This is a genomic window from Sphingopyxis chilensis (assembly GCF_035930445.1).
Classification (GTDB): Bacteria; Pseudomonadota; Alphaproteobacteria; order Sphingomonadales; family Sphingomonadaceae; genus Sphingopyxis; species Sphingopyxis chilensis.
This window is the reverse complement of record NZ_CP142394.1, coordinates 508,477-533,618: the sequence shown is the minus strand read 5'-3', so window position 1 is coordinate 533,618 and position 25,142 is coordinate 508,477. Positions and strand designations below refer to the sequence as shown.

Here is a 25,142-nt window from a genome sequence, read left to right as displayed (position 1 = left end):
ACTAGTAATTGCCCTTTCAGGCAGGAAGAATAGATGGCCACCAAGAACACCGAAGCCGACACCGACGCCCCGCTGATCGACCTCAACGAGGCCGACGTCAAAAAGCTGATCGCGCGTGGCAAGAAGCGCGGCTACCTGACCTATGACGAGCTCAATGCGGCGCTGCCGCAGGACGAGATGTCGTCGGAGCAGATCGAAGACATCATGTCGGCGATTTCCGACATGGGCATCAACATCGTCGAAAGCGACGAGGATGTGCAGGAAGAGGCCGAGCAGGAAACCGACGACGAAGTCGATGTTTCGGCCGGCACCGGTTCGGTGTCGAACCCCGCGATCGAAAAGAAGAAGGAAACGGTCGATCGCACCGACGATCCCGTTCGCATGTACCTGCGCGAAATGGGCGCGGTCGAATTGCTCAGCCGCGAGGGCGAAATCGCGATCGCCAAGCGCATCGAGGCCGGCCGCGACACGATGATCCTCGGGCTGTGCGAAAGCCCCCTAACCTTCAACGCGATCATCGAATGGTCGAACGCGCTCAACAACGGCGACATGCAGCTGCGCGAGATCGTCGATCTCGAAGCGATGCTGTCGAAGGATCCCGCGCCCGAAAACCTCGATGAGGAAGGCGCCGAGGACGACGGCGAGATCAGCGAGAAAACCGCCGGCGTGTCGTTCAAGGACGAGGACGAGGTCGAGGAAGAACCTTCTGCCGACGGCGACGACGAGGACGGCGAGAGTTCGTCGGGCAAGCGCGAAAGCTTCGAAGAGGATGAGGAAGACAACACGCTCAGCCTCGCCGCGATGGAAGAGCTGTTGAAGCCCGACGCGCTCGAAAAATTCGCGAACATCACCAAAAGCTTCAAGGCTTTCTCGAAACTGCAGGACGCGCGCCTCGAATCGCTTTCGGGCGGCGAGGAATTTCCCGCAGCGTCGGAAAAGAAATATCACAAGCTGCGCGAGGAACTCACCGCGCAGGTCGAAAGCGTGCAGTTCCACGGCACCAAGATCGAATATCTGGTCGACCAGCTTTACAGCTACAATCGCCGCCTGACCGCGCTCGGCGGCCAGATGCTGCGCCTTGCCGAGCGCCACAAGGTCCCGCGCAAGTCGTTCCTCGACAATTATGTCGGTCGCGAGCTTGAGGAAAACTGGCTCGATCAGGTGTCGGGTCTCGACAAGAAATGGGCCGCCTTCGCCGAGAATGAAGCCGGCGCGGTCGACCGCATCCGCATCGAAATTTCGGAAATCGCGCAAGCCGCGGGCATGAGCCTGACCGAATTCCGCCGCGTCGTGAACATGGTCCAGAAGGGCGAGCGCGAAGCGCGCATCGCCAAGAAGGAAATGGTCGAGGCGAACCTGCGCCTCGTGATCTCGATCGCGAAGAAATATACGAACCGCGGGCTGCAGTTCCTCGACCTCATCCAGGAAGGCAATATCGGCCTGATGAAGGCGGTCGACAAGTTCGAATATCGCCGCGGCTACAAATTCTCGACCTATGCGACTTGGTGGATCCGCCAGGCGATCACCCGCTCGATCGCCGATCAGGCCCGCACGATCCGCATCCCGGTCCATATGATCGAGACGATCAACAAGCTGGTGCGCTGCAGCCGCCAGTTCCTCCATGAAAGCGGCCGCGAGCCGACCCCCGAGGAAATGGCCGAGCGTCTGTCGATGCCGCTCGAAAAGGTCCGCAAGGTGATGAAGATCGCCAAGGAGCCGATCAGCCTCGAAACGCCGATCGGCGACGAGGAAGACAGCCACCTCGGCGATTTCATCGAGGACAAGAATGCCGTGATCCCGGTCGATGCCGCGGTGCAGTCGAACCTCAAGGAAACGGTCACCCGCGTCCTTGCGTCGCTCACCCCGCGCGAGGAGCGCGTGCTGCGCATGCGCTTCGGTATCGGAATGAACACCGACCACACGCTCGAAGAGGTGGGACAGCAGTTCAGCGTGACGCGCGAACGTATCCGCCAGATCGAGGCGAAGGCGCTCCGCAAGCTGAAGCATCCCTCGCGGAGCCGCAAGATGCGCAGCTTCCTCGATCAGTAAGCGCCGTCGGTAACCTTCTGACGACATTCATCGAATTTTGACGGCGGCCGGTCTAACCGGTCGCCGTTTTTTCATGCGTCCCTTGTAGGAGGATGCCTGCCGCCCATATCGGCGGCGCTCTCCCCCGAGTTCACCGCCATGAAAAACGATACGATATGATGGTGTCATTTCCCGACTGATGGGACAAATTCCCGATCCGCGCGTCACCTCTAGGATGACGCCCGGGTCAAATCGGCCGGAAATCCACGCATCCGCATAATTGGCACGCCCCTTGCGAAGCATGGGACACGAGCGCGGGGCAGAGCCCGCAGCCAAAGGGAAAGACGAAAAAATGCAGAACGAAACCACCAATCTCTTCCGCCGCCGCGACACCTTCTTCGGTATCTGCGAGGCCGTGGGCCAGGATTTCGGCTTCAACCCGCTGTATCTGCGTCTCGCGTTCATCGCGCCGCTCTTCTTTTTTCCCGCCCAGACCTTCATGGCCTATTTCGCGCTCGGTCTCGTCGTGCTCGCATCGCGGCTGATCTTCCCTGCGAAACACGCTGCTGGCCAACCCGCGCTGACGGCGATCGAAGCCGACGCGCCGAAAGCCGAAAAGACCCCCGAAAAGACGGGAGAACTCGCGCTCGCAGCTTGAGCGGACCCGGCCGGACACCCCTCTCCCCGCCCGGTCCGTCCGCTCCGATGGCGCCCCCCCGGCGCCATCTGCACGGGACCGGCAAGCTTCCTCGCGGGGCTTGCCGGTCCCTTCGTCGTTCCGCGCTGTCCCCGCCTGAAACAGTCGCGTCATAAATCCGTCCCCGCTTATAAACGCGTCGTTTACGACGTTGTCCTATGACCGATCGCTGTAATGCCATTGGCTTGGGTGCGCGCGCCCTTGCCGCAGCGAGGATCGAGCGTTGAGCCAGTCCCCCCAGCCCAAAACGCCGACACGCGGCGTCGCCGAACTGCTCGATTCGCTGGTCGCCAGCGACGGCACCGGCGCGCATCCGCACGTCCGCTCGGGCGCGCTGTCGAGCGGCCCCGAGGCGATGCGCAATCTCGCCGATGCCGTGCACTTCCTCTGCCTCCTCCATGGCCGCCATCCGGGCGTGATCGACAATGCCGCGCGCAAAGCGGTCGATCCCGCGTCGCGCCGGTGGATGGACGAGGCCGCCGACGCCTTTGTCCAGGAACGCGCCTTCCTGTCGAAGATCGCCTCGGCGGTCGGACCCGTGCCCAGCACCCAGGGACAGGCGCAGTGCGAGGCCGCCGTCGCGGCGCAGCGCAAGGCGCTCGACATGCTTGCCGAATCGGATCGCCACGGCTGCGCGCTCGGCGCCGCAATCGCGCTGACGCTCGACTGGCGGACGATACGCGTGCTGCTCGACATCAGCGCGCTGCGGCTCGATCTGGTGCCGCCGACCTGCACGCTGCCCGACCTGCCGGGCACCGCGCGGCTCGCCGCGATGGTCGCCGATACCCCCGCGATCGAGCGCGCGATGGTGTTCGGTGCGCAACAGCTCATCACGCAGCACAGCGGCCTTTGGGACCTGATGGCCGCGCGGGCGGCAAGCCGCCTCCACCCTTGAAATTTGATCCCTCCCTGTGGCGAAGCCATGGGGAGGTGGCAGCGCGAAGCGCCGACGGAGGGGCTATGGCGCCGCCCCTCACCACTCGCTCCGCGACAGGGAGGATTTTGATTGCGGCGCCCCTCCGGCTTGCGCGCATCTTCCTCCGTCGCTATGCCAGCTTGACGTTCACGTTAAGGGAAAGGCAGCAGCCGATGCGCTTCGAAGGCACCAGCGCCTATATCGCCACCGACGACCTGAAGGTCGCGGTCAACGCCGCGACCTTGCTGCGCCGCCCTTTGCTCGTGAAGGGCGAACCCGGCACAGGCAAGACCGTGCTCGCCGAAGAAATCGCAAAAGCCTTCGACGCGCCGCTGATCACCTGGAACATCAAATCGACGACCAAGGCGCAGCAGGGGCTTTACGAATATGACGCGGTGGCGCGCCTGCGCGACGGCCAGCTCGGCGAAGAGCGCGTCCACGACATCCGCAACTATATCCGCAAGGGCAAATTGTGGGAGGCGTTCACCTCGCCCAAGCTCCCTGTCCTCTTGATCGACGAGATCGACAAGGCCGACATCGAATTCCCGAACGACCTGCTCCAGGAACTCGATCGCATGGCATTCCACGTTTACGAGACCGACGAGACGGTCACCGCGAAAGAACGCCCGATCGTCGTCATCACCTCGAACAATGAAAAGGAACTGCCCGACGCCTTCCTGCGCCGCTGTTTCTTTCACTATATCAAATTCCCCGACCGCGACACGATGGCCGCGATCGTCGAGGTCCACTTCCCCGGCATCCAGAAGACGCTGGTCAGCCGCGCGATGGACATCTTCTACGAAGTGCGCGAGGTGCCGGGCTTGAAGAAGAAGCCGTCGACGAGCGAACTGATCGACTGGCTCAAGCTGCTGCTCAACGAGGACATGCCGCTCGAAGTCCTCCAGAACCGCGACGTCGGCAAGGCGATCCCGCCCTTGCACGGCGCCTTGCTCAAGAATGAGCAGGATGTGATGCTGTTCGAAAAGCTCGCCTTCATGGCGCGCCGTCAGGGCAGCTGAGACCAGTATAATTCGTCATTGCGAGCGTAGCGAAGCAATCCAGGACGTGGCAAACTGCTCTGGATTGCTTCGCTACGCTCGCAATGACGAGATTAAAGCTGGTAAGCCACTTCGACATCGCCCCAGCGGCGCCCGCCGATGATCGCGGGCATATAGACGTTGCGCACGGTCAGGTAATTGATGCCGTCGCCTTCCTGACGATAGACGGTCATGAAGAAAGGTGCGGTGCTGCGCTTGGCCGCCATGTCGGTATCGTCGAGCAGGATGCGGCCGTTGCGGCAATGCGCCGTGTCATGCTCGAGGTCGCCGGTCGGCGCGCGTGAGCATTCGGTGATGTGCGTCGGCAGAAAGCCGTTCATGTCGCCCGCCGACGACATCTTGATTTCGGGGTGGCTCGCGACGATGCGGTCGAACAGCGGGCGCCAGTGGGCGTCGGCCCAGTCGCACAGGCTCGTGCGGAAGCGTTCGGGGTTCGAGTTCGGCACGCGCACATAATTGGCGTCGAAAAGCTGATCCATCGTCAGCTCGCCGCACGCGATCGCCTTTTCGGCAAGGCCCACGAATTCGTCGCGCACCTTCGCGGCGAGTTCGACGATCGCCGAATCCTGCGGACTGACCCCCGCGGAGATCACCGCGTTGAACATGCGGTTCGACACATGCTCCATCGACAGGATCGAATCGCGCGTGCCCTCCAGCGTCGAACTATTGTCGCGTACCGAATTCACCACCAGATCGAGCGCCTCGCGCACTTTCGCACCATTGGCATGGACCATCGCGCTCGACTGCGCGATGCGGTCGCTCTGGTCGTCGAGCAAGGCGACGAGATGCGTCGCGTCGTGGAGCGCGTCGGTGATCGTTTCGAACTGCGCCTCGGCGCGGCTCGACTGTTCGACCCCCGACTGGATTTCCGTGACGAGCCCGCTCGCCTCGGCGGCGAGGCTTCCGATACTGCGGCGGATCTCGTCGGTCGCGCCGCGCGTGTTCTGCGCGAGCTTCTTCACCTCGGCCGCGACGACGGCGAAGGTCCGGCCGGCATCGCCCGCGCGCTCGGCCTCGATCGCGGCATTGAGCGCGAGCATGTTGGTCGTCTTGGCGATCGATTCGATCGACTGGCTGACCTGCTGGACCTGCTCCATCACCGCGGCGAAATTGGTGACATGCGTGCCAAGCCGCGCGACGAGGTCGATCACCGAGCGGAATTCGCTGACCGCGGCGTTGACGCGCTCGGCGCCGGTGTCGAGCTGTTCGCAGGCGCGCGCCGACAGCAGTTTCGCCTCGTCGGTCGAATCGGCGATCTGGCGCTGGTCTGCCTCGAGGCTGACGACATATTCCTCGAGCCGACCAAGCTCGCCGATTTGCCGTTCCATCTGGTCGGTCGCACGTTTGATCCGCCCTGCGGCGTCGCTGCACCCGACGGCGAGCTCGCCGCAGTCGCTCGCGACCGACTGGTCGAGGATCTGTGCCTCCGGGTTGATCGGATCATATTTCATTGGCTTGCCCGCGTCCCTGAATGATCGCGAAGCTATGCCCAACATTGGTTAACGGGGGGTCAATGGGTGGATGCGCGGATATGTCGGTTTTGGGGTGGTGAGCTGACCCTTGTGCACCCCGGCGAAAGCCGGGGCCCAGTGCGGAAATATGCCGGGTTAGCGTCATCTTTCTGGACCCCGGCTTTCGCCGGGGCACAGATCTCTATCGGCAACCTCCGGTCGCTTCCGGTCAGTTGCACACCGGCGGTCCAGATGTTGCCTCCCGCCGCTTTACGTGAACGTAAAGTGATTGCACGCACCGCGCGAACGCGATACGCCTGCGCCATGTTTTTCGGCTTTCTCGACGAGCTTCGCGCCGCGGGCATTCCCGCCAGCCTGAAAGAGCATCTGATGCTGCTGGAGGCGCTCGACCGCGAGGTGATCGACCGCAGCCCCGAGCAATTCTATTATCTCAGCCGCGCGATTTACGTGAAGGACGAGGGCCTGCTCGACCGCTTCGACCAGGTGTTCAACAAGGTCTTCAAGGGCATCATTTCGGATTACGGTCAGAACCCGGTCGATGTCCCGGCGGACTGGCTGAAAGCCGTTGCCGAGAAATTCCTGACCCCCGAGGAAATGGCGGCGATCGAATCGCTCGGCGACTGGGACAAGATCATGGAGACGCTGAAAGAGCGGCTCGAGGAACAGCAAAAGCGCCACGAGGGCGGCAGCAAGTGGATCGGCACCGGCGGCACCTCGCCTTTCGGCAATTCGGGCTATAATCCCGAGGGCGTGCGGATCGGTGGCGAGAGCAAGCACAAACGCGCGCTGAAGGTCTGGGAAAAGCGCGAGTTCCAGAATCTCGACAACACCAAGGAGCTCGGCACCCGCAACATCAAGATCGCGCTCCGCCGCCTGCGCAAATTCGCGCGCGAAGGCGCCGACGACGAACTCGACATCCCGGGCACGATCGACGGTACCGCGCGGCAGGGCTGGCTCGACATCCAGATGCGCCCCGAACGGCGCAACGCGGTGAAGCTGCTGCTGTTCCTCGACGTCGGCGGATCGATGGACCCCTTCATCAAGCTGTGCGAGGAACTGTTCAGCGCCGCGACGACCGAATTCAAGAATCTCGAATTCTTCTATTTCCACAATTGCCCCTATGAGGGCGTGTGGAAGGATAACAAGCGCCGCTGGTCCGAACGCCACCAGATGTGGGACATTCTCCACAAATATGGCCATGATTACAAAGTGATCTTCGTCGGCGACGCGTCGATGAGCGCCTATGAAATCACCCATCCGGGCGGCAGCGTCGAGCATTTCAACGAAGAATCGGGCGCGGTCTGGCTCCAGCGCATCACCCATGTCTATCCCGCCGCGGTGTGGCTCAACCCGGTGCCCGAGGCGCATTGGGGCTACACCCAGTCGGTCAAGCTGATCAAACAGCTGATGAACGACCGCATGTATCCGCTGACCCTCGCCGGCCTCGACGATGCGATGCGCGAGCTGACGCGCAAGCATTGATCCACAGTTTCATTTAATCGTCATTGCGAGGGCCGAAGGCCCGTGGCAATCCAGAGTTCGCGTAAACCGCCCTGGATTGCTTCGCTTCGCTCGCAATGACGAGAAATTAGACCCCGCAATGATCGACCTCCCCCTCCTCACCATCCTGCTGCTCACCGGCTTCATCAACCTGATCGGCGCGCTCGCCTATGCCGCGCGCATCGCCGGGGTGCGAACGCGGCGGATCGCGATGTCGTTCGCGCTGTTCAACATCCTCGTGCTCTTCTCGCGCACTTCCAACAGCTTTCTCGGCCCTTTCCTCGCCAAGCGCATCGAGACGCGTATCCACGACGGCAGCGGCACCGCGCTATTCATCGATATGCAGTTCGTTCTCGCCGCGGCGAGCGTCGCGACGCTGGTCGGCATATTGCTCGTGCCGACGGGGCAGCGCATGTTCGCCGCCGCGATCGGCTGGTATCAGGACAACCGTTCGACGACGAAACTGGCGCTGAAGGCGGTGAGTCCAGCCGGGGTTCGCACTCTGGGCCGATCGCTGACTTTCCCCCGTCTTTCGCATCTGAAGAGCTGGCAAATGCCGAAGGGGATCGGCTGGGGCGTGCTCATCGCCAATTGCCTCGCGCAGTCGCTGCTCGCCGTCGGCGTCGTCGCCTCGCTCTACGCCGGCTACCTTGCCCCGGAATTCCGGGTCACAGCCTCACAATTGTCGGCGCTGATCAACGGTTTCGCGACGATACTCCTGTTTGCCTTCATCGATCCGCAGCTCTCGGTGATGACCGACGATGCGGTCGAGGGGAAGGTCGACGAGGCCGATTTCCGGCGCGCGATCACCTTCATTTCGCTAAGCCGCCTCGCTGGCACGATTCTCGCGCAGGCTTTGCTACTCCCTGCCGCGTTGCTGATCGCCTGGGTCGCCGTCCATGTCTGAACCGGAACGCGGTCACAGCCGCTTCCATGCTGTCCGCTCGCGGCTGGAGGCGATGGCGGTCGAGCCGGGACCGCGCGGCTGGTTCCTCGAATTTCTCGTTTTCGGCTTCAAGCAGGGCTGGGCATGCCTGTTCGGCGGCCTGATGCTCGCGCTGCTGCTCGGCACGCATCTCTTCTGGCCCGACGACGCGGCCATCCACCGCTACGACGCAATCACCATCGGCGCGGTGCTGATCCAGCTCGCCATGCTCGCCTTCCGGCTCGAGACACCGAAGGAGGCGCTCGTCATCCTGATCTTCCACATCGTCGGCACGGTGATGGAATTGTTCAAGACCGCCGCGGGATCGTGGCAATATCCCGAAGCGAGCCTGCTCCACATTGGCGCGGTGCCGCTCTTTTCGGGCTTCATGTATGCGGCGGTGGGCAGCTATATCGCCCGCGTGTGGCGTATCTTCGATTTTCGCTACACCGGCTATCCGCCCGTCTGGGCAAGCTACGCCCTCGCCGCCGCGATCTACGTCAATTTCTTCGCCCACCATTGGCTGTACGACATCCGTTGGTTCCTGTTCGCCGCGACCGCGCTGCTCTTTTGGCGCTGTCAGGTGTGGTTCCGTCCACTCCATGTCCACCGCCGGATGCCCTTGCTCGTGGGCTGGGGCCTCGTCGCGCTGTTCATCTGGTTCGCCGAAAATATCGGCACCTTCGCGCGCGCCTGGACCTATCCGAGCCAGAACGACGGCTGGCACATGGTCGGGCTCGAAAAGCTCGGCAGCTGGTATTTGCTGATGATCATCTCATTCGTGCTGGTCAGTCTGGTCCAGCGGCCGCGGATGCCGGATTAGCCGAACGGGTTGTCGATCGACGGCGGCGGTTCGCTGAACCACTTTGGGCCGCTGTCGGTCATGTAGAAACAATCCTCCAGCCGGATGCCGAACTCGCCGGGAATATAGATGCCCGGCTCGTTCGAGAAACACATGCCGGGCGCGAGCTTCGTCGTCTCGCCGCGCACCAGGTTGACCGGCTCGTGCCCGTCGAGCCCGATGCCGTGGCCGGTGCGGTGAGAGGTGCCGGGAAGCTTATAACCCGGTCCCCAGCCGAGGCTTTCATAATAGGCGCGCACCGCGTCATCGACCGTCCCCGCGGGGGTGCCAAGCTTCGCGGCGGCGAAGGCGACGTCCTGCCCCTTGCGCATCTGGTCCCAGACCTGCCGCTGGCGCGCGCCCGCCTTGCCATAGACGAAGCTGCGCGAGATGTCGGACTGGTAGCCGTGCACGGTCGCGCCGCAATCCATCAGCACGACTTCGCCCTGCTTCACCGCCTGCGGCTTGCCCGACCCGTGCGGATAGGCACTCGCTTCGCCGAGCAGGATCAGTTCGAACTCGCTCTTGCCCCCGAGTGCTTCGGTCGCGCTCTTCATGATCGCGCCGATGTCGGCGGGGGTCATCCCCGCCTCGATGCGCGGCGCGGTGTGGCGATAGGCGGCGAGCGTGATGTCGGCGGCGACCTGCATCAGCGCGATTTCGGCGGGCGACTTGTGCATCCGGCATCCGCGCACCACCGGCGCGCCGTTGACGACGGTCGCATCGGGCATCGCCTTTTCCAGTCCATCGACCGCGAAATAGCGCACCGTTTCTTCGACCCCGATCTTGCCCTTGGCCAGCCCGCGTTTGCCGAGCCACGCCGAGATCGCCGCGAGCGGGTTCTCATCCTCGTTCCATGTCAGCACCTCGGCCTCGATGCCCAGGCTCTCACGCACCGACGGTTCTTCGAAAAAGGGCGTGACGATCGCGACCTCGCCCTCGCGCGTCAGCACCGCGGCGGTCAGCCGCTCGCTGCGCCACCATTCGACCCCGGTGAAATAGATGAGGCTCGACCCCGGCTCGATCAACAGCGCGCCGATGTCGTTCGCGCGCATCAACTCCTTCGCCTTGGCGATCCGCGCCACACGCTCGGCCTTGCCGATCGGCACTGCCTTGGCGGCGAGATTGGGAAGGCCGGCCGTATCGGCGGCGAACGCCGGCGCGGGCAAAGTCGCCGCCAGTCCGCCGATCGCCGCGGTGCCCAGAAATTGCCGTCGCTGCATCATTGCTTTCTCTCCGTCAGTTTCGGGGCGTCATGGGTATACTTAAGGGCGGCGGCAATTTTTCATTGATGCGCTGCATCTCTTCGCTGCGGCGATCACTATATTGCCTCATCAGGTCTTGGCAGAACCGCCGGGCGGTCTCCGTCCCGAGCAGGCCCGGCTCTGCCACGATATCGGCCCATGACAGTCCATCGGCAACGCACATCAGGTCCTGGAAGTCCCGCGCGTAAATTCCGTCGGAAAAATAGGCAAACAATCGTCCGCGCCGCGTCGCAACGACCGATGCGGTCTCGTTATCCTCGATCAACGGTATCGCCCACGTCACAACATCCCCGGCTTCCATCATCTTCGCCGACGCCGCAACGGCATCGTAGGGCCGATATGCCGAGCCTTTCGGCCGAACTTCCCGGATCAGCGTAACGCTGACATCGCCTGCCGAAACCTTGTCTTCGACGATATAGTCCGGCCTTGCCTTGCGGTTTTTCCACTCATCCAGCAGGGCCAACTGGTCGGCCGGCGGCAACTTGCAATCGAGGTCCGGCATATACATGCGCGCCCAGACGAACCCCGGCGCGATCGGCCCGCCCGGAAGCCGGTCCCATCGCATTTCCATTCGGCACACATCGATCTTGTCCTTCGGCTCTATCCGGCCATTATTGTAATCGTCCAGCGATACATAATGGCCATAAGGCACGGCGTAGAACACACCCTTGCGGGGTGTCACCGCGCCAATGATGGTCCGCGGGCGCGCAGGGTTGGCAGGAAAAACGGTATAAACGCCGACATGAGGCTGATATTTTGAGTCGCGCGCTTCTTCTGCTGCCCGTTTCCGCAGCAGGCCGACGACATCACGATGGGATTGCTTCAGACGCTCGATATCGGTCCCGCCGGGGAACGGCAGCGTAATGATCTCACGCTCGACGAAGGATGCGGCTGACGGCTCGGCCGCGCAGCTTGCGATCGGGAATGCAAGGGCAATGCTGATCGCAGCCGCCAAGCTTCGCCGCCAGATCGTCAGCATTTGTTCGCCCCTCAATAAATCAGCAAATCCGCGATCTCTTCGCGCCACGCCGCCTCGTCGGGCAGCGCCAGCGCGTCGAGATCGCCCGCATCTGCACCCGCATCGTCGACCCACTCGCGCAGGCCCGGTCCGCCGTTGATCACGTCGATCGCGAGCACATCGTCGGTATATTCATATTTGAAATCCTTGCCACGCCAGATCGGATAGTCCGGATAGAGGCTGCGGATCGCCTTGAATCCCAGCGCCTGCACGCGCCACGGCTGGAACGCATCGTCATCGTACCACGGCCCGTCGGCATGGATATGCACGCCGCTATTGAGCTGGCCGACATGCTTGTGAAAGGTTGGCTGGAACCAGATGTCGCGCAGCTTGCATCCGCCGAGCCATTGCGGCGCGAGGCGCTGCATTTCGGCAATCACCACCTTCGCATCGATATCGGGCGCGCCGAACAGCTCGAGCGGACGGGTCGTGCCCCTGCCCTCGCTCAAGGTCGCGCCCTCGACCATCACCGTGCCGGCATAGGCGCGCGCCATGTTGACGTTCGCGGCGTTCGGGCTGGGGTTGACCCACACGCGATCAATCGGCCAGCCGAAGCCGGGGCCTTTCGGATCCCATCCCTCCATCGCGATCACGCGATAATCGACGTCGAGGCCGAAGTGGCGGATGAACCAGTGTCCGATCTCGCCCATCGTGAGGCCATGTCGCATCACCATCGGCCCTGCGCCGACAAAGCTTTCCCAGCCGGGCAGAAGCCGCGTGCCCTCGACCGGGCGCCCCGCCGGATTGGGCCGGTCGAGCACCCACACCGCCTTGCCGTGCTGCGCCGCGGCTTCGAGGATGTAGAGCAAGGTCGTCACATAGGTGTAGATGCGGCAGCCCAGATCCTGCAGGTCGACCAGCATCACGTCGAAGGTGTGCATCGACTGGCCACTCGGCCGGCGCACCTCGCCATAGAGGCTGAACACCGGCATGCCATAGACCGGATCGGTGAAGTCGGGCGACTCCATCATATTGTCCTGAAGATCACCGCGAACGCCGTGCTGCGGTCCGAACACCGCGGTGATATCGAGCCCCGCCGCGACGAGCGCATCGACGCTGTGCGTCAGGTCGGCAGTGACCGAGGCAGGATGCGCAAGCAGCGCGACGCGCTTGCCTTCGAGCGGTTTGCGAAGCGCCGGGTCGGCGAGCAGGCGGTCGATGCCGAAAAGGGTCGTCATGCCCGCCCGCGTGCCTCAAGCGTCAGCGCAAAGCAATCGGGATGATGAAAGTCGGGCTTGCCCGGCGGATGCGCGAGCGCCCAATAGCTTTTGGTGCCGTCGAGTTCCTCGATCACCGCGGACAGCGCGAGCTTTGCGCCGACGTCGGGGAAGATGCCGGGCTCGACGCGCAACGCATAGCTTTGCTCGCCACGCTCGGCGACCATTTCCCACGGCGCGAGCTCGTCGGTGCGCAGTAGCGAGCGATAATCGTCGAACTGGTAACAGGCCCAACGTCCGTCGGGGCCATAGTTGAATTCGGTATAGTCGGGCTGCCCCTCTTCGGTCAGGAACGCCTCGAAACAGGTGCTTTCCCACAATCCGCGGGTCGCGCTGTCGGCGATGACCAGTTCGCCCTCGCCATGGGGCAGCACAAGGCCGGCGATCGCGCCCCCCACGATATAGCGGAGCGCGAAACCATCCTCGAACGACAGGCTGACGTCGACCGCGACCGATCGGACCGCCTTGCCCGGCGTGTGGGGGTGGCAGATCAGTTCCTTGCGCATGCTATCCAAATATCAAACCCCATGCTAAGCGCCCGCCCGCTATGACGAACTATAAATCCGACCTGCTGCGCCTTCTCGACGAGCGAGGCTATATCCACCAGATGACCGACGCGGAAGGGCTCGATGCGCTCGCGGCGAAACAGGTCGTCCCCGGATATATCGGATTCGACGCGACCGCGCCCAGCTTGCACGTCGGCAGCCTCGTCCAGATCATGATGCTGCGCCGCCTGCAACAGACGGGGCACAAGCCGGTCGTGCTGATGGGCGGCGGGACGACGCGGATCGGCGACCCGACCGGGCGCGACGAAAGCCGACGGATGCTGTCGGACGCGACGATCGCCGCGAATATCGCGTCGATCTTCAGCATCTTCCAGCAGTTCCTGATCTTCGGCGACGGCCCGACCGATGCGGTGATGGTCGACAATCAGGACTGGCTCGGCCGGCTCGGCTATATCGAACTGCTGCAAGAAGTCGGCACGCACTTCACGATCAACCGCATGATGACCTTTGATTCGGTCAAGCTGCGGCTCGAACGCGAGCAGCCGATGACCTTCCTCGAATTCAACTACATGATCCTCCAAGGCTACGACTTCCGCCACCTGTCGAAGGACATGAATGTCCGTTTGCAGATGGGCGGATCGGACCAGTGGGGCAATATCGTCAACGGGATGGAGCTGGGCCGCCGCATGGATGGCGCCGATCTCTATGGTCTCACGACGCCGTTGCTGACGACCGCGGCGGGGGTCAAAATGGGCAAAACCGCCGCCGGTGCGGTCTGGCTTAATCCCGAACAACTGTCCCATTTTGACTATTGGCAATATTGGCGCAACTGCGACGACCGCGACGTCGGCAAGTTCCTGAAGCTGTTCACCGACCTGCCGCTGGGCGAGATCGCGCGGCTCGACGCGCTCGAGGGCGCGGAGATCAACGAGGCGAAGAAAATCCTCGCGAACGAAGCGACCGCGATGTGCCGCGGCGCCGACGCCGCGCTGGCCGCCGCCGAGACCGCGACGCAAACCTTTGAAAAGGGACAGATCGGTGGCGACCTGCCGCAGGCGATCGCCCCCGCCGAAGGGATCAGCGTCGTCGACGCCTTGCGCGAACTCGGCTTCGCCGCCTCGAACAAGGAGGCCCGCCGCAAGCTCGACGAGGGCGCGGTGAAAGTCGATGGTAACGTCGTCCGCGACCCGCACCAGTTGATCCAGCCCGGCGAGAATGCTGTTCCGCTGAGCCTCGGATCAAAAAAACATGGCCTTGTGGTGCGGTAACGCGCACAAAAGCGTTTACCACTTCTTCAGCAATCGAATGGATCGTCATGGCCAAATCAACAAGGTCCACGGATATGCGCAAGATCGACACCAGCAAGGCCCACTATGTCGGCCTCGACCAGCGGATCGCTCCGCGTAGCGACGTCTATTGCCGCCTGCCCTTTGTCATGCCCGACGGACGGCAGGAAATGTGCACCTGCGTCAACATCAGCGCCGACGGCCTGCTGATGCGCTTCGAGCGCGGGCTTGAGCCCGGCGACCTCGTCGTTTTCCGCATGCCGATCATCGGCCGCACCGCGGCGAAGGTGGTCTGGTCGCTCGGCGGCAAGACCGGTGTGCAGTTCGAAAAGTCGATCTCGGTCGAAGATTATCTGCCGATGATCCGCGCGATGGGGGCGCGTGGGGACGTCAACTAAATCCAAAGTTTGAAGCCCAAGCTGGTTCCCCCTCCCGCTTGCGGGAGGCGAGAAGATCATCCGCTCCGCAAAAGCGGCACCGCCGCATCGCGCTCGAACAGATAGAGGCAGAGGCGCACCGCCTCGGCCCGCACCCCTTCCATGCCGCCGTCGCGCTCGACGAACAGCCGTGCGTCGTCGTGCGCAACCGGCAGCAGGCGCACCAGCTGTTCGGGTGTCGCGAGCCTGTAATCGGCATCTCCCGACTGCTTGAGTCCGAGCAATTCGCCGCCGCCGCGCAGTTCCAGATCCTTCTCGGCAATCACGAAACCGTCGTTCGTTTCGCGCATCAGCGCCAGCCGCTCGCGCGCCGTTTCGGAAAGGTTCTGCGAGCGCAGCAGCAGGCACACCGATTTCGCCGCGCCGCGTCCGACGCGGCCGCGGAGCTGGTGGAGCTGCGCGAGCCCGAAATTCTCCGCATGTTCGACGATCATCAGGCTGGCGGCGGGTACATCGACCCCGACCTCGATCACCGTCGTCGCGACGAGCACGCCGATCTCTCCGGCCTGGAAGCGGGCCATCACCTCATCTTTCTCTGGCCCCTTCATCCGGCCGTGGACCAGCCCGATGCGCGCGCCGCCCAGCCGTTCGCGAAGCAGCACGGCCCGGTCTTCCGCCGCGGCGAGTTCGCTCCCTTCGCTCTCGGCCACCAGCGGGCAGACCCAATAGGCTTGCGCCCCGGTCGCGAGATGGCGGTCGAGGCTGTCGATGACATCGTCCAGCCGGTCGAGCGAGATGACGCGCGTATCGACCGGGGTGCGCCCCGGCGGCATTTCGTCGATCTGCGACACGTCCATCTCGCCATGATTGGCGAGTTGCAGCGTGCGCGGGATCGGGGTTGCGGTCATCACGAGCAGGTGCGGCGGCCGCACGGCCTTTTGGGTGAGCATCAGCCGCTGCGCGACGCCGAAGCGGTGCTGCTCGTCGACGACGACAAGCGCCAGGTCCTTGTAGGTCACCGCCTGCTGGAAGATCGCGTGGGTGCCGACGAGGATGTCGATGCTGCCATCGGCGAGCCCCATCAGCGTCGATTCGCGGGCCTTGCCCTTGTCACGCCCGGTCAGGATTGCGAGGTTCACGGGCAAACCGCCGAGCATCCGTTGCAGCGTCGCAAAATGCTGGCGCGCGAGAATCTCGGTCGGCGCAAGCAGCGCAGCCTGCGTCCCCGCCTCCACCGCCGCCAGCATCGCGCGCAGCGCCACCAGCGTCTTGCCCGACCCAACGTCGCCCTGCAGCATGCGCAGCATTGGCATGTCCTGCGCCATGTCGCCCGCAATCTCGCGCCCGACGCGCTCCTGCGCGCCGGTGAGGCCGAACGGTAGCTGGAGGGCATCGGTCAACCGGCCGTCGCCGACGATCGCCCTGCCCTTGCGCGTCCTGAGGCCCTGCCGGATCAGCATCAGCGCGACCTGGCTCGCGAAAATCTCATCATAGGCGAGCCGGTCGCGCGCCACCTCGTCGCGCGGGCTGGCATGCGCGCGCGCCATCGCGGCGTTCCAAGCCGGCCAATTGCGGCTGGTCAGCAAGGGCCCATCGATCCACTCGGCAAGCTCGGGGCGCCGTTCGAGCGCGACCTGTGCGAGTTGCGACAGCCGCGCGTTGGTGAGCCCCTCGGTCAGCGGATAGACGGGTTCATGCTCGGCGATCCCCGCTTCGTCGCCCGGTTCGACGACCTGATCGGGATGCACGATCTGGCGCATCTCGCCATAGAGATCGAGCCGCCCCGACACGCGGCGCTTTTCGCCCAAGGGGAAGAGCTTGCGTGCAAGGCCGGAGGTCCGCCCGAAATAGACCAGCCGCACATGGTCGCCCGCGCTGTCGAACGCATCGACCCCGAACGGCGCGCGCGGACTCCGGCCCGGGCGATAATCCTGCGCCGTCAGTTCGACGATGATCGTCTGCCCGGGAAGCGCCTGATCGAGCCGATCGACCGGAAAGCGCGAGATCAGCCCCGTTGGCAGATGGAACAGCACATCGACGACGCGCTCCAGCCCCAGCCGCGTCAGCGGCTTGGCAAGCTGCGGCCCGACGCCTTTGAGGTCGGTCAGCGCGGCAAAGAGTGGATTGAGGATTTCGGGTCGCATCGCTAGGCGTGTCTAGCCTCGTCTTTCGGCTCGTGTCGAGCGAAGTCGAGACACCCGGAAGGCAAGCCGCCGAGCCGATGGGCATCTCGACTTCGCTCGATGCGAACGGGTTGGGGAATGTCCGTTGATACATTGCCCAACCGCTCTAAAAGGCCCGCCATGACCGACCGCCTCAAACGCCTGAAATTCCGCGCCTGGCACCGCGGCACGCGCGAGGCCGACTATATGATCGGCGGCTTTTTCGACCGCTATTCGGCGGGGTGGAGCGAAGAAGAGATCGCCTGGTTCGAAATCGTCGTCGAAGAGGACGACGTCGATATCATGGCATGGGCGCTCGGCACCGGCGAACCGCCCGCGCATCTCGACCGCCCCGACATGATCGCCGCGATGCGCCGGCTGGACTATATACCGCTGCCATGACCCGGAGCGCCGCCGACATATTCGCCGCCATCGCGTCGGCAGCGACGCCGCTGACGCTCGCGCGCGCCGCCGACGGCTTCCTGCCGCTGCTGCTCGCCGACCTCGCGCGCGCCAGCGACAGGAGGCTCGTGTATGTCGCGACCGACGACGCGGCGATGCAGGCGGTCGCCGACGCGGCGCCCTTCTTTGCGCCCGACCTGATCGTGCACCGCTTCCCCGCATGGGACTGCCTGCCCTACGACCGCGCGGGTCCGTCGATGCGCGCCAGCGCCGATCGGCTCGCAACCTTGTCGGCGCTGCAACAGCCGGCGAAACGCGGCGAACTGATCCTTACGACGGTCGCCGCGATCACGCAGCGCACGCTCACGCCCTTTCGCATCCGCCAGCTCGCGACGACGCTCGCGGCGGGGCAGCGGATCGATCGCGATGCGCTCGCCGAACTGCTCGTCTCGAACGGCTTCAGCCGCGTCGATACCGTCGCCGATCAGGGCGAGTTCGCGGTGCGCGGCGGCATCCTCGATCTGTTTCCCGCGGGCGAGGAAACCGGCCTGCGCGTCGATTTCTTCGGCGACGAGATCGAGAGCATCCGCCGCTTCGACCCCGCCGACCAGCGGAGCCTTGGCCCCGCCAAGGCGCTGCAACTGCTCCCGGCCTCCGAAACCCTGCTCGACGAAGCAACGATCAAGCGTTTCCGCTCGGCCTATCGCGATCTGTTCGGCGGGCAATCGACCGGCGATCCGCTCTATCAGGCGGTCAGCGACGGGCGCCGGCAGGCAGGCATGGATCACTGGCTGCCGCTGTTCGAGGAACGGCTGGCGACCCTCTTCGACCATATCGACCCCGCGACGCCGGTGCTGCGCGGCCACCGCACCGAGGCGACCGCCGAGACGCGCTTTGCCGCGATCGCCGACTATCACGCCAACCGCGTTGCCGCCGAACGCGAGTCGCCGGGCAGCTACCGCCCGCTCGCGCCCGAGGCGCTCTATCTGAGCGAAGGCGAATGGGCCGCGGCGGCGAAAGACCGCCCGATCCATATCGTCACGCCCTTCGACGTCCCACCCGCCGCGACAGTGGTCGACCTCGAAACTTTTGCGGCGCGCGACTTCACCCCCGAACGCACCGCCGACCTCAACGTTTACGACAAGGTCGCCGACCATCTGTCGGACGAGCGCCGCAAGGGCCGGCGCACGATCATCGCGAGCTATTCGGGCGGGGCGCGCGAGCGCCTGTCGGGATTGCTACGCGACCATGGGGTGACGTCGCTTGCGCCGGTCGACAGCTGGCAGGATGCACTCGGCACCGCCTCGTCGGAAAACGGCGGCGCGACCGCCATGATCGTCCTGCCGCTCGACCACGGCTTCGCCTCCGACGCGATCAGCCTGCTCACCGAACAGGATATTCTCGGCGAGCGCCTCGTCCGCCGCCAGAAGCGCCGCAAGAGCGCCGATGCCTTCCTCGCCGAGCTCGCGACGCTCAGCGTCGGCGACCTCGTCGTCCATCTCGACCACGGCATCGGACGCTACGAGGGGCTGACCCAGATTCCGGTCGGGAGCAGCCCCCATGATTGCGTCGCGCTGACCTATTCGGGCGGCGACAAGCTCTACGTCCCCGTCGAAAATCTCGATGTCCTCTCGCGCTACGGCGGCGAAAGCGACGGCGTCGCGCTGGACAAATTGGGCGGCGAAGCATGGCAACGCCGCAAGGCGCGGATGAAGGAGCGTATCCGCGAGATCGCGGGCGAACTGCTCGCGACCGCAGCGCAGCGCGCGCTCCGGTCGGGCGAACTGCTCGCGCAGGATGCCGCCTACCCCGCCTTCGCCGACCGTTTTCCCTATCAGGAAACCGACGACCAGGACCGCGCGATCGGCGACGTGCTCGCCGATATGGCGTCGGGGCGCCCGATGGACCGGCTCGTCTGCGGCGACGTGGGTTTCGGGAAGACCGAGGTCGCGCTGCGCGCCGCCTTCGTCGCGGCGATGGCGGGCGTTCAGGTCGCGGTCGTCGTCCCGACCACGCTGCTCGCGCGTCAGCATTACACGAATTTCGTCGAACGCTTCAAAGGCTTCCCGGTCAATATCGGCCGCCTGTCGCGCCTTGTCCCCGCGAGCGAAGCGCAGAAGACGCGCGACGGCCTCGCGAGCGGCCAGATCGACATCGTCGTCGGCACCCATGCCGTGATCGCCAAGTCGGTCGAATTCAAGAATCTCGGCCTCGTCATCGTCGACGAGGAGCAGCGGTTCGGGGTCGTCCACAAGGAGCGGCTGAAGCAGCTCAAGGCCGACGTCCACGTCCTGACCCTCACCGCGACCCCGATCCCGCGCACGCTTCAGATGGCGATGTCGGGCCTCCGCGAGCTTAGCGTCATCCAGACCCCGCCGGTCGATCGCCTCGCGGTTCGCACCTATGTCGCGCCGTGGGATCCGGTCGTGATCCGCGAGGCGTTGCTTCGCGAGCATGATCGCGGCGGGCAAAGCTTCTTCGTTACCCCGCGCATCAAGGATCTGCCCGACATCGAGGAATTCCTGCGCACGCGCGTGCCCGAGATCAAATATGTCGTCGCGCACGGCCAGATGGCGCCGGGCGATGTCGAGGAGCGGATGAGCGCCTTCTACGATCGCAAATATGACGTGCTCGTATCGACGACGATCGTCGAGTCCGGGCTGGACATTCCGAGCGCCAACACGCTGATCGTCCACCGCGCCGACCGTTTCGGCCTTGCACAGCTTTATCAGCTGCGCGGCCGTGTCGGGCGGTCGAAGACGCGCGCCTATGCCTATCTGACGACGCTTGAAGGCGGCGCGATCACCGACACCGCCGAAAAACGGCTCAAGCTGCTCGGCGATCTCGACACATTGGGCGCGGGTTTCCAGCTCGCGAGCCACGATCTCGACATTCGCGGCGCGGGCAATCTCGTCGGCGACGAGCAATCGGGGCATATCCGCGAAGTCGGCTTCGAACTCTATCAGTCGATGCTCGAAGAGGCGATTTTGGTGGCAAAGGCCGAAGGCATGGGCGCCGCGCCGCCGCGCGAAGCGCTGTCGCCCGTGATTACCGTCGACGCGCCGATCCTGATTCCCGACGATTACGTCCCCGACCTGCCGCTGCGCATGGCGCTCTATCGCCGCCTCAACGAGGCCGAGGATCGCGCCGCGCTGGATGCCTTCGCCGCCGAGATGATCGACCGCTTCGGCCCGCTGCCGCCCGAGACCGCGAACCTCCTCCAGCTGATGGAAATCAAGGCCAACGCGAAACTCGCGGGCATCGCCAAGCTCGACGTCGGCACCAAGGGCGCGCTGGTCAGCTTCCACGGCGACCAGTTCGCGAACGTCCCCGGTCTCATCGCCTATGTCGAGCGACTGAAAGGCCGTGCGCGTATCCGGCCCGACAACAAATTGTCGGTCAGCGGCGACTGGGTCAGCACCGGGGCGCGGCTCAATGGCGCGCTGCAATTATCGAAAGGTTTGGGCAAGCTGGCGCGGCAGGCGTCATAGAGCCCTGACGCCTTGTCTTCCGCTCGAGCTGAGCTAGTCGAAGCACCGTCCATTCTTCCTCCGACGGCAAAAGAAAGAGCGGCCCTTCGACAAGCTCAGGGCGAACGGAATTTAGGTATTCAATAAATCCAGCAATTGACTCGACGGCACCGGCCCCGATTTCAGGAATCCCTGCCAGGTCGCGACGCCGAGTTCGGACAGGCGTTCGAGTTGCCGTTCATTCTCGATTCCCTCGGCGACCACCAGCAGCCCAAGCGCGCGCGCCAGGTCAACGATCGCGCGCACCACGATGCGGTCGCGGTCGCTGCCGTCGATCGTCCGGGTGAAGCCGCTGTCGATCTTGAGATAGTCGATCGGCAGCCGCGCGAGCAGCGACAGGCTGGAATAGCCGGTTCCGAAATCGTCGATTGCGATCGCCACGCCGTGCGCGCGGATTTGCGCGAGCTGTTCAGCCGCGCTCGCCGGATCGCTCAACATCGCCTGTTCGGTGAGTTCGAGCGTCAGCCGGTCGGGATCGACCTTCGCCGTCTTGGCCATCGCGGCGAAGCGTCCGGCGAATTCGGGATCACCGAGATCGGCGGCGGTGATGTTGAGCGAGACGCGAAGCCCGGCGAGCGCCTTGGGCCAGGTCGCCATTTCCGCGAGCGCGACGCGGTGCGCATGTTCGGTCAGCTCGCATTCGAGCCGGGCGGCGCGCGCCGCAGTCACGAGCGGCCCCGCGCCCAGCAAGCCGAGTTCGGGATGCTGCCAGCGCAGCAGGGCTTCGACCCCGGTCATTTCGCCGGTCGCGACGTCATATTGCGGTTGGTAGTGGATCACGACCTCGTTCCGCGACAGCGCGGCGCGGACCATCACCCCGTCGCGCGCCGACGCCGGCCGCGCAAGCTGGTCACCGGCGGCGCGCAGCTGTTCGGCAACCGATTCGTCGCGCGTGATCAGCGCGGCGGCGATGCGGATCGACAGGCGGCCGTTCGGGTCGCCGACAATCGGCTCGGCGAGCGCGACGTGCAGCGCGCGTTCCTGGGCGCGGAGCGCGCCGAGCGACATCGGCGTCGCGGGGACGATCAGGAAGCGCGGTCCGTCGAGCCGATCGACGCACGATCCCTGGCCGAATTCATCGCTGGCGAAATTTTCGAGCCGCCGCCCGATTTCGTCGAGCACCGAGTCGCCCGTCGCGGTCCCGGCGCTGTTGTTGATGCGCGCCATCTGGTCAACCTGAACCAGAATGACGCCTGCATCGGCGTCGTACCGCGCGTGCAGGGCTTCGAGTTTGCGGGCACAGGCGGAAAGGGAGTCGGGCAGATGATTCATCGCGCTTCCCTAGCAGGCTTTCCTTGCCAAGATCGTGCCTTTTGCACCACAATATGTCCGTGACTGTCCCATTATCTTATCGCGCCGCGTCGCCGGCGCCCCTGATCGACGGACTTGGCCGGCGGATCAGTTACTTGCGTCTGTCGGTCACCGATCGCTGCGACCTGCGCTGCCGGTATTGCATGGCCGAAGACATGACCTTCCTGCCCAAATCGGCGGTGCTTAGCATCGAAGAAATGGCCGAACTTGCCGAGCGTTTCGTCGCGCGCGGTATTCGCCGCATCCGTCTGACCGGCGGCGAGCCGCTCGTGCGGCGCGGGATCGACACGCTGGCGATGCGCCTCGGCGCGCTGATCGGCCATGGGCTGGACGAACTGACGCTGACCACCAACGCGATGCGGCTCGCCGAACATGCGCCGATGCTGGCGCAGGCCGGCGTGCGCCGTATCAACGTCAGCCTCGACACGCTCGACCCCAAGGCGTTTCGGCACATCACGCGCGTCGGCGACCTCGATGTCGCGCTGAGCGGGATCGACGCCGCGCGCGCTGCGGGCCTCGCGATCAAGATCAACATGGTCGCGCTCGCCGGTCTCAACGAGGACCAGTTGCTCCCGATGCTCGACTATTGCGCCAGGGCCGGCTGCGACCTCACGCTCATCGAAACCATGCCGCTGGGCGAGGTCGCGGAGGATCGCAGCGATCATTACATCCCGCTCCACCATTTCGTGGCGCCGCTGCGCGACGCGCACGCAATCTATCCGGTCGACCAGCGCACGGGCGGTCCGGCGCGCTATTTCGCCATCGAGGGAAGCCCGGTGACGCTCGGCCTGATCACACCGCTCAGCGACAATTTCTGCGCAACATGCAATCGTATCCGCCTGACCGTCGAAGGCCGCATCTATATGTGCCTTGGCCAGGACGATCATGTCGACCTGCGCGCCGCGCTTCGCGATGGCGGCGATGTCGACGGCTTGATTGATCACGCATTGGCTGGCAAACCCCGCGCGCATGACTTTCATATCGAACGAAAGTCGGGACCGGCGGTCGCGCGTCATATGAGTGCAACGGGCGGCTGACAGGCCGTCCGCGAGGGGACATGATGTTTCGCAAGATCGCGCTTGTCGCATCGAACGCGCCCGCAGCCATGGAAGCGGAAGCCGAACTGCGCCCGCTCTATGATTTCGTCGACCTCGCCGAGGCCGACCTGCTGATCGCGCTCGGCGGCGACGGCTTTCTGCTGCACATGTTGCACCAACTGCTCGACCAGCGCCGCAGCCTGCCCGTGTTCGGCATGAATCGCGGCACGATCGGCTTCCTGATGAACGAGTTTCGTATCGAGGGGCTACTCGACCGCATAGCCGCTGCCCGCCCCTATCTGATCCACCCGCTGTCGGGCGACATCACGACGGTCAGCGGCGAGCGTCACATATTGCCCGCGATCAACGAAATCTCGCTGCTCCGCGAAACGCGCCAGGCGGCGAAGCTCGAGGTGTTGATCAACGAAAAGACGATGCTGGAGGAACTCGCCTGCGACGGCGTGCTCGTGTCGACCCCCGCGGGATCGACCGCCTATAACCTCAGCGCCAATGGCCCGATCCTGCCGCTCGATTCCGCAATGCTCGCGCTGACGCCGATCAGCCCCTTTCGCCCGCGGCGCTGGCGTGGTGCGCTCGTCCCCGAATCGACGAGCATCCGGTTCAACGTCCGCGAAGCCGCGAAACGCCCGGTCAGCGCGGTCGCCGACCAGCGCGAGATCCGCGATGTGAAGACGGTATTGGTGACCACGGACCGCAGCCGGCCGCTGACTCTGCTGTTCGACCCCGACCAGGGCCTCGACGAACGCATCGCAATGGAACAATTTATCGTCTGAGAATCACAAAGCCGCCAAAACCCTCTTGATAATTATATCGGTTGGCGGCAAAGGAGCCGCCTTGCCCGCATCGGCGGCGTGTTCCTCGGTAGCTCAGCGGTAGAGCAATCGACTGTTAATCGATCGGTCGTAGGTTCGAATCCTACCCGGGGAGCCATTCTTTTCCAGACGCACGAAGCCCACGCCAAAGCACCCTGGCTTTGCGCGACATTCGCCAGCCTTGGCGCCCCTACTTGGGGGTAGCGACGAAGAGAGTTTTCACGCTTATCGCAGAGCAAAATATCGTAGGTCGACCCGGCACTGCAACGGGAAAAACGGCTTCGCGTAGGCTGGCGCAGAAGTGCAAGCTGCAGCGTTTCCAAGCGCACTTATGGGTACAGCAGCGTAGCCCTGCGCCGTTCCCGGTTACATTGGCGTAGTCTTCTGACCAGCAAAGCCCATGCACGAGGATTTGTTTCTGACCGTTAGCGGCCTGTCGCCTCTTGAGCGGAGCCAATCCAAACCGGACATTGCATCCAAGCGGGATAATCTCGCACCCAAGCTACCTTGTGATGGCAGGGACCAGAAAGTCGCGGAGCATCTCCGTTTGCTTGGTTTCAGAGTAATCGACCCGCATTGTCAGCATCGCATGTACGTTGCGGATCCACTCGACGGCGCGATCATTGTCGATTCCATCGCGTATCTTTCCTTGGGCTCTCGCTCGATCGAGAACGGGTCCCCATAGCTCGACCATAAGCTCCTGAACACGGGCAGACCCCCGGAACATATATTGATCGACGCTGTGATCGGCCTGCTGCTGA

At 64.2% G+C, this 25,142-nt stretch carries 20 protein-coding genes and 1 tRNA gene; 14 read left to right on the top strand and 7 right to left on the bottom strand.

Going from position 1 to position 25,142, the window contains the following annotated elements; genetic code table 11:
• Nucleotides 1-33: 33 nt before the first annotated feature.
• From rpoD to VSX79_RS02385, 4 genes are all read left to right on the top strand, one after another.
• Complete coding sequence (gene rpoD, locus VSX79_RS02400) at nucleotides 34-2,049, top strand: RNA polymerase sigma factor RpoD (protein ID WP_179499585.1); 2,016 nt, start codon at nucleotides 34-36, stop codon at nucleotides 2,047-2,049.
• A gap of 331 nt (nucleotides 2,050-2,380) precedes the next feature.
• Entirely contained in the window at nucleotides 2,381-2,686 is a 306-nt protein-coding gene (locus VSX79_RS02395; protein ID WP_179499586.1) for a PspC domain-containing protein, read from the top strand.
• A 262-nt stretch (nucleotides 2,687-2,948) separates the two neighbouring features.
• Nucleotides 2,949-3,620, top strand: a complete 672-nt coding sequence (locus VSX79_RS02390) for a DUF6975 family protein (protein ID WP_326914320.1) — start codon at nucleotides 2,949-2,951, stop codon at nucleotides 3,618-3,620.
• 194 nt (nucleotides 3,621-3,814) lie between these two features.
• On the top strand, nucleotides 3,815-4,660 hold the full coding sequence (locus VSX79_RS02385) for an AAA family ATPase (RefSeq protein WP_326914319.1): 846 nt from the start codon (nucleotides 3,815-3,817) through the stop codon (nucleotides 4,658-4,660).
• A gap of 92 nt (nucleotides 4,661-4,752) precedes the next feature.
• Here VSX79_RS02385 and VSX79_RS02380 read toward each other — a convergent pair whose 3' ends face one another.
• Nucleotides 4,753-6,150: a methyl-accepting chemotaxis protein gene (locus tag VSX79_RS02380; RefSeq protein WP_326914318.1), complete on the bottom strand. Its 1,398-nt coding sequence runs from the start codon at nucleotides 6,148-6,150 to the stop codon at nucleotides 4,753-4,755.
• A gap of 324 nt (nucleotides 6,151-6,474) precedes the next feature.
• Here VSX79_RS02380 and VSX79_RS02375 point away from each other — a divergent pair, with 324 nt between their 5' ends.
• The 3 genes from VSX79_RS02375 to VSX79_RS02365 all read left to right on the top strand — a co-directional run bounded on the left by VSX79_RS02375 (nucleotide 6,475) and on the right by VSX79_RS02365 (nucleotide 9,419).
• Nucleotides 6,475-7,653 carry a vWA domain-containing protein gene (locus tag VSX79_RS02375; protein WP_326914317.1) on the top strand — a complete coding sequence of 393 codons (1,179 nt, stop codon included), beginning with the start codon at nucleotides 6,475-6,477 and terminating at the stop codon, nucleotides 7,651-7,653.
• A 118-nt stretch (nucleotides 7,654-7,771) separates the two neighbouring features.
• A complete protein-coding gene (locus tag VSX79_RS02370) occupies nucleotides 7,772-8,578 on the top strand; it encodes a lipid II flippase Amj family protein (protein ID WP_179499590.1) in 807 nt (268 codons plus the stop codon).
• Entirely contained in the window at nucleotides 8,571-9,419 is an 849-nt protein-coding gene (locus VSX79_RS02365; protein ID WP_326914316.1) for a DUF817 domain-containing protein, read from the top strand. The genes VSX79_RS02370 and VSX79_RS02365 overlap by 8 nt, the downstream gene beginning before the upstream one ends.
• On the opposite strand, the gene VSX79_RS02360 is transcribed toward VSX79_RS02365, so the two are convergent.
• Genes VSX79_RS02360 through VSX79_RS02345 form a run of 4 tightly spaced genes read right to left on the bottom strand, consistent with a single transcriptional unit; the run spans nucleotide 9,416 to nucleotide 13,443 of the window.
• On the bottom strand, nucleotides 9,416-10,660 hold the full coding sequence (locus VSX79_RS02360; protein WP_326915212.1) for a M24 family metallopeptidase: 1,245 nt from the start codon (nucleotides 10,658-10,660) through the stop codon (nucleotides 9,416-9,418). The genes VSX79_RS02365 and VSX79_RS02360 overlap by 4 nt on opposite strands.
• A 16-nt stretch (nucleotides 10,661-10,676) precedes the next feature.
• Nucleotides 10,677-11,681 carry a hypothetical protein gene (locus VSX79_RS02355; protein WP_179499592.1) on the bottom strand — a complete coding sequence of 335 codons (1,005 nt, stop codon included), beginning with the start codon at nucleotides 11,679-11,681 and terminating at the stop codon, nucleotides 10,677-10,679.
• An 11-nt stretch (nucleotides 11,682-11,692) separates the two neighbouring features.
• Nucleotides 11,693-12,898, bottom strand: coding sequence for an exo-beta-N-acetylmuramidase NamZ family protein (locus VSX79_RS02350; protein WP_326914315.1), 1,206 nt, complete (start codon nucleotides 12,896-12,898; stop codon nucleotides 11,693-11,695).
• Nucleotides 12,895-13,443 carry a DOMON-like domain-containing protein gene (locus VSX79_RS02345; protein ID WP_326915211.1) on the bottom strand — a complete coding sequence of 183 codons (549 nt, stop codon included), beginning with the start codon at nucleotides 13,441-13,443 and terminating at the stop codon, nucleotides 12,895-12,897. Before VSX79_RS02345 ends, VSX79_RS02350 begins: the two co-directional genes overlap by 4 nt.
• Before the next feature lie 41 nt (nucleotides 13,444-13,484).
• On the opposite strand from VSX79_RS02345, the gene tyrS reads away from it, so the two are divergent.
• On the top strand, nucleotides 13,485-14,711 hold the full coding sequence (tyrS, locus tag VSX79_RS02340) for a tyrosine--tRNA ligase (protein ID WP_326914314.1): 1,227 nt from the start codon (nucleotides 13,485-13,487) through the stop codon (nucleotides 14,709-14,711).
• A 74-nt stretch (nucleotides 14,712-14,785) separates the two neighbouring features.
• Complete coding sequence (locus tag VSX79_RS02335; protein ID WP_179499595.1) at nucleotides 14,786-15,127, top strand: PilZ domain-containing protein; 342 nt, start codon at nucleotides 14,786-14,788, stop codon at nucleotides 15,125-15,127.
• Between the two features lie 56 nt (nucleotides 15,128-15,183).
• Here VSX79_RS02335 and recG read toward each other — a convergent pair whose 3' ends face one another.
• Nucleotides 15,184-17,250, bottom strand: coding sequence for an ATP-dependent DNA helicase RecG (gene recG / locus VSX79_RS02330; protein WP_326914313.1), 2,067 nt, complete (start codon nucleotides 17,248-17,250; stop codon nucleotides 15,184-15,186).
• A 159-nt stretch (nucleotides 17,251-17,409) separates the two neighbouring features.
• Here recG and VSX79_RS02325 point away from each other — a divergent pair, with 159 nt between their 5' ends.
• Both VSX79_RS02325 and mfd read left to right on the top strand, forming a co-directional pair.
• A complete protein-coding gene (locus VSX79_RS02325; protein WP_179499597.1) occupies nucleotides 17,410-17,670 on the top strand; it encodes a succinate dehydrogenase assembly factor 2 in 261 nt (86 codons plus the stop codon).
• Entirely contained in the window at nucleotides 17,667-21,161 is a 3,495-nt protein-coding gene (gene mfd, locus VSX79_RS02320; RefSeq protein WP_326914312.1) for a transcription-repair coupling factor, read from the top strand. The genes VSX79_RS02325 and mfd overlap by 4 nt, the downstream gene beginning before the upstream one ends.
• Before the next feature lie 111 nt (nucleotides 21,162-21,272).
• On the opposite strand, the gene VSX79_RS02315 is transcribed toward mfd, so the two are convergent.
• Nucleotides 21,273-22,472 carry a GGDEF domain-containing phosphodiesterase gene (locus tag VSX79_RS02315; RefSeq protein ID WP_179499599.1) on the bottom strand — a complete coding sequence of 400 codons (1,200 nt, stop codon included), beginning with the start codon at nucleotides 22,470-22,472 and terminating at the stop codon, nucleotides 21,273-21,275.
• A gap of 53 nt (nucleotides 22,473-22,525) precedes the next feature.
• Here VSX79_RS02315 and moaA point away from each other — a divergent pair, with 53 nt between their 5' ends.
• The 3 genes from moaA to VSX79_RS02300 all read left to right on the top strand — a co-directional run bounded on the left by moaA (nucleotide 22,526) and on the right by VSX79_RS02300 (nucleotide 24,499).
• Complete coding sequence (gene moaA, locus VSX79_RS02310; RefSeq protein WP_326914311.1) at nucleotides 22,526-23,548, top strand: GTP 3',8-cyclase MoaA; 1,023 nt, start codon at nucleotides 22,526-22,528, stop codon at nucleotides 23,546-23,548.
• Nucleotides 23,549-23,571: 23 nt separating this feature from the next.
• Nucleotides 23,572-24,342: an NAD kinase gene (locus tag VSX79_RS02305; RefSeq protein ID WP_179499627.1), complete on the top strand. Its 771-nt coding sequence runs from the start codon at nucleotides 23,572-23,574 to the stop codon at nucleotides 24,340-24,342.
• A gap of 82 nt (nucleotides 24,343-24,424) precedes the next feature.
• Nucleotides 24,425-24,499: transfer RNA gene (locus VSX79_RS02300), tRNA-Asn, on the top strand.
• Nucleotides 24,500-25,142 lie beyond the last annotated feature (643 nt).

Bases quoted from the DNA above. Each gene is read 5' to 3' on its own strand.
- rpoD (WP_179499585.1), top strand. From the start codon at position 34: ATGGCCACCAAGAACACCGAAGCCGACACCGACGCCCCGCTGATCGAC.
- VSX79_RS02395 (WP_179499586.1), top strand. From the start codon at position 2,381: ATGCAGAACGAAACCACCAATCTCTTCCGCCGCCGCGACACCTTCTTC.
- VSX79_RS02385 (WP_326914319.1), top strand. From the start codon at position 3,815: ATGCGCTTCGAAGGCACCAGCGCCTATATCGCCACCGACGACCTGAAG.
- VSX79_RS02380 (WP_326914318.1), bottom strand. From the start codon at position 6,150: ATGAAATATGATCCGATCAACCCGGAGGCACAGATCCTCGACCAGTCG.
- VSX79_RS02375 (WP_326914317.1), top strand. From the start codon at position 6,475: ATGTTTTTCGGCTTTCTCGACGAGCTTCGCGCCGCGGGCATTCCCGCC.
- VSX79_RS02370 (WP_179499590.1), top strand. From the start codon at position 7,772: ATGATCGACCTCCCCCTCCTCACCATCCTGCTGCTCACCGGCTTCATC.
- VSX79_RS02365 (WP_326914316.1), top strand. From the start codon at position 8,571: ATGTCTGAACCGGAACGCGGTCACAGCCGCTTCCATGCTGTCCGCTCG.
- VSX79_RS02360 (WP_326915212.1), bottom strand. From the start codon at position 10,660: ATGCAGCGACGGCAATTTCTGGGCACCGCGGCGATCGGCGGACTGGCG.
- VSX79_RS02355 (WP_179499592.1), bottom strand. From the start codon at position 11,681: ATGCTGACGATCTGGCGGCGAAGCTTGGCGGCTGCGATCAGCATTGCC.
- VSX79_RS02350 (WP_326914315.1), bottom strand. From the start codon at position 12,898: ATGACGACCCTTTTCGGCATCGACCGCCTGCTCGCCGACCCGGCGCTT.
- VSX79_RS02345 (WP_326915211.1), bottom strand. From the start codon at position 13,443: ATGCGCAAGGAACTGATCTGCCACCCCCACACGCCGGGCAAGGCGGTC.
- tyrS (WP_326914314.1), top strand. From the start codon at position 13,485: ATGACGAACTATAAATCCGACCTGCTGCGCCTTCTCGACGAGCGAGGC.
- VSX79_RS02335 (WP_179499595.1), top strand. From the start codon at position 14,786: ATGCGCAAGATCGACACCAGCAAGGCCCACTATGTCGGCCTCGACCAG.
- recG (WP_326914313.1), bottom strand. From the start codon at position 17,250: ATGCGACCCGAAATCCTCAATCCACTCTTTGCCGCGCTGACCGACCTC.
- VSX79_RS02325 (WP_179499597.1), top strand. From the start codon at position 17,410: ATGACCGACCGCCTCAAACGCCTGAAATTCCGCGCCTGGCACCGCGGC.
- mfd (WP_326914312.1), top strand. From the start codon at position 17,667: ATGACCCGGAGCGCCGCCGACATATTCGCCGCCATCGCGTCGGCAGCG.
- VSX79_RS02315 (WP_179499599.1), bottom strand. From the start codon at position 22,472: ATGAATCATCTGCCCGACTCCCTTTCCGCCTGTGCCCGCAAACTCGAA.
- moaA (WP_326914311.1), top strand. From the start codon at position 22,526: ATGTCCGTGACTGTCCCATTATCTTATCGCGCCGCGTCGCCGGCGCCC.
- VSX79_RS02305 (WP_179499627.1), top strand. From the start codon at position 23,572: ATGTTTCGCAAGATCGCGCTTGTCGCATCGAACGCGCCCGCAGCCATG.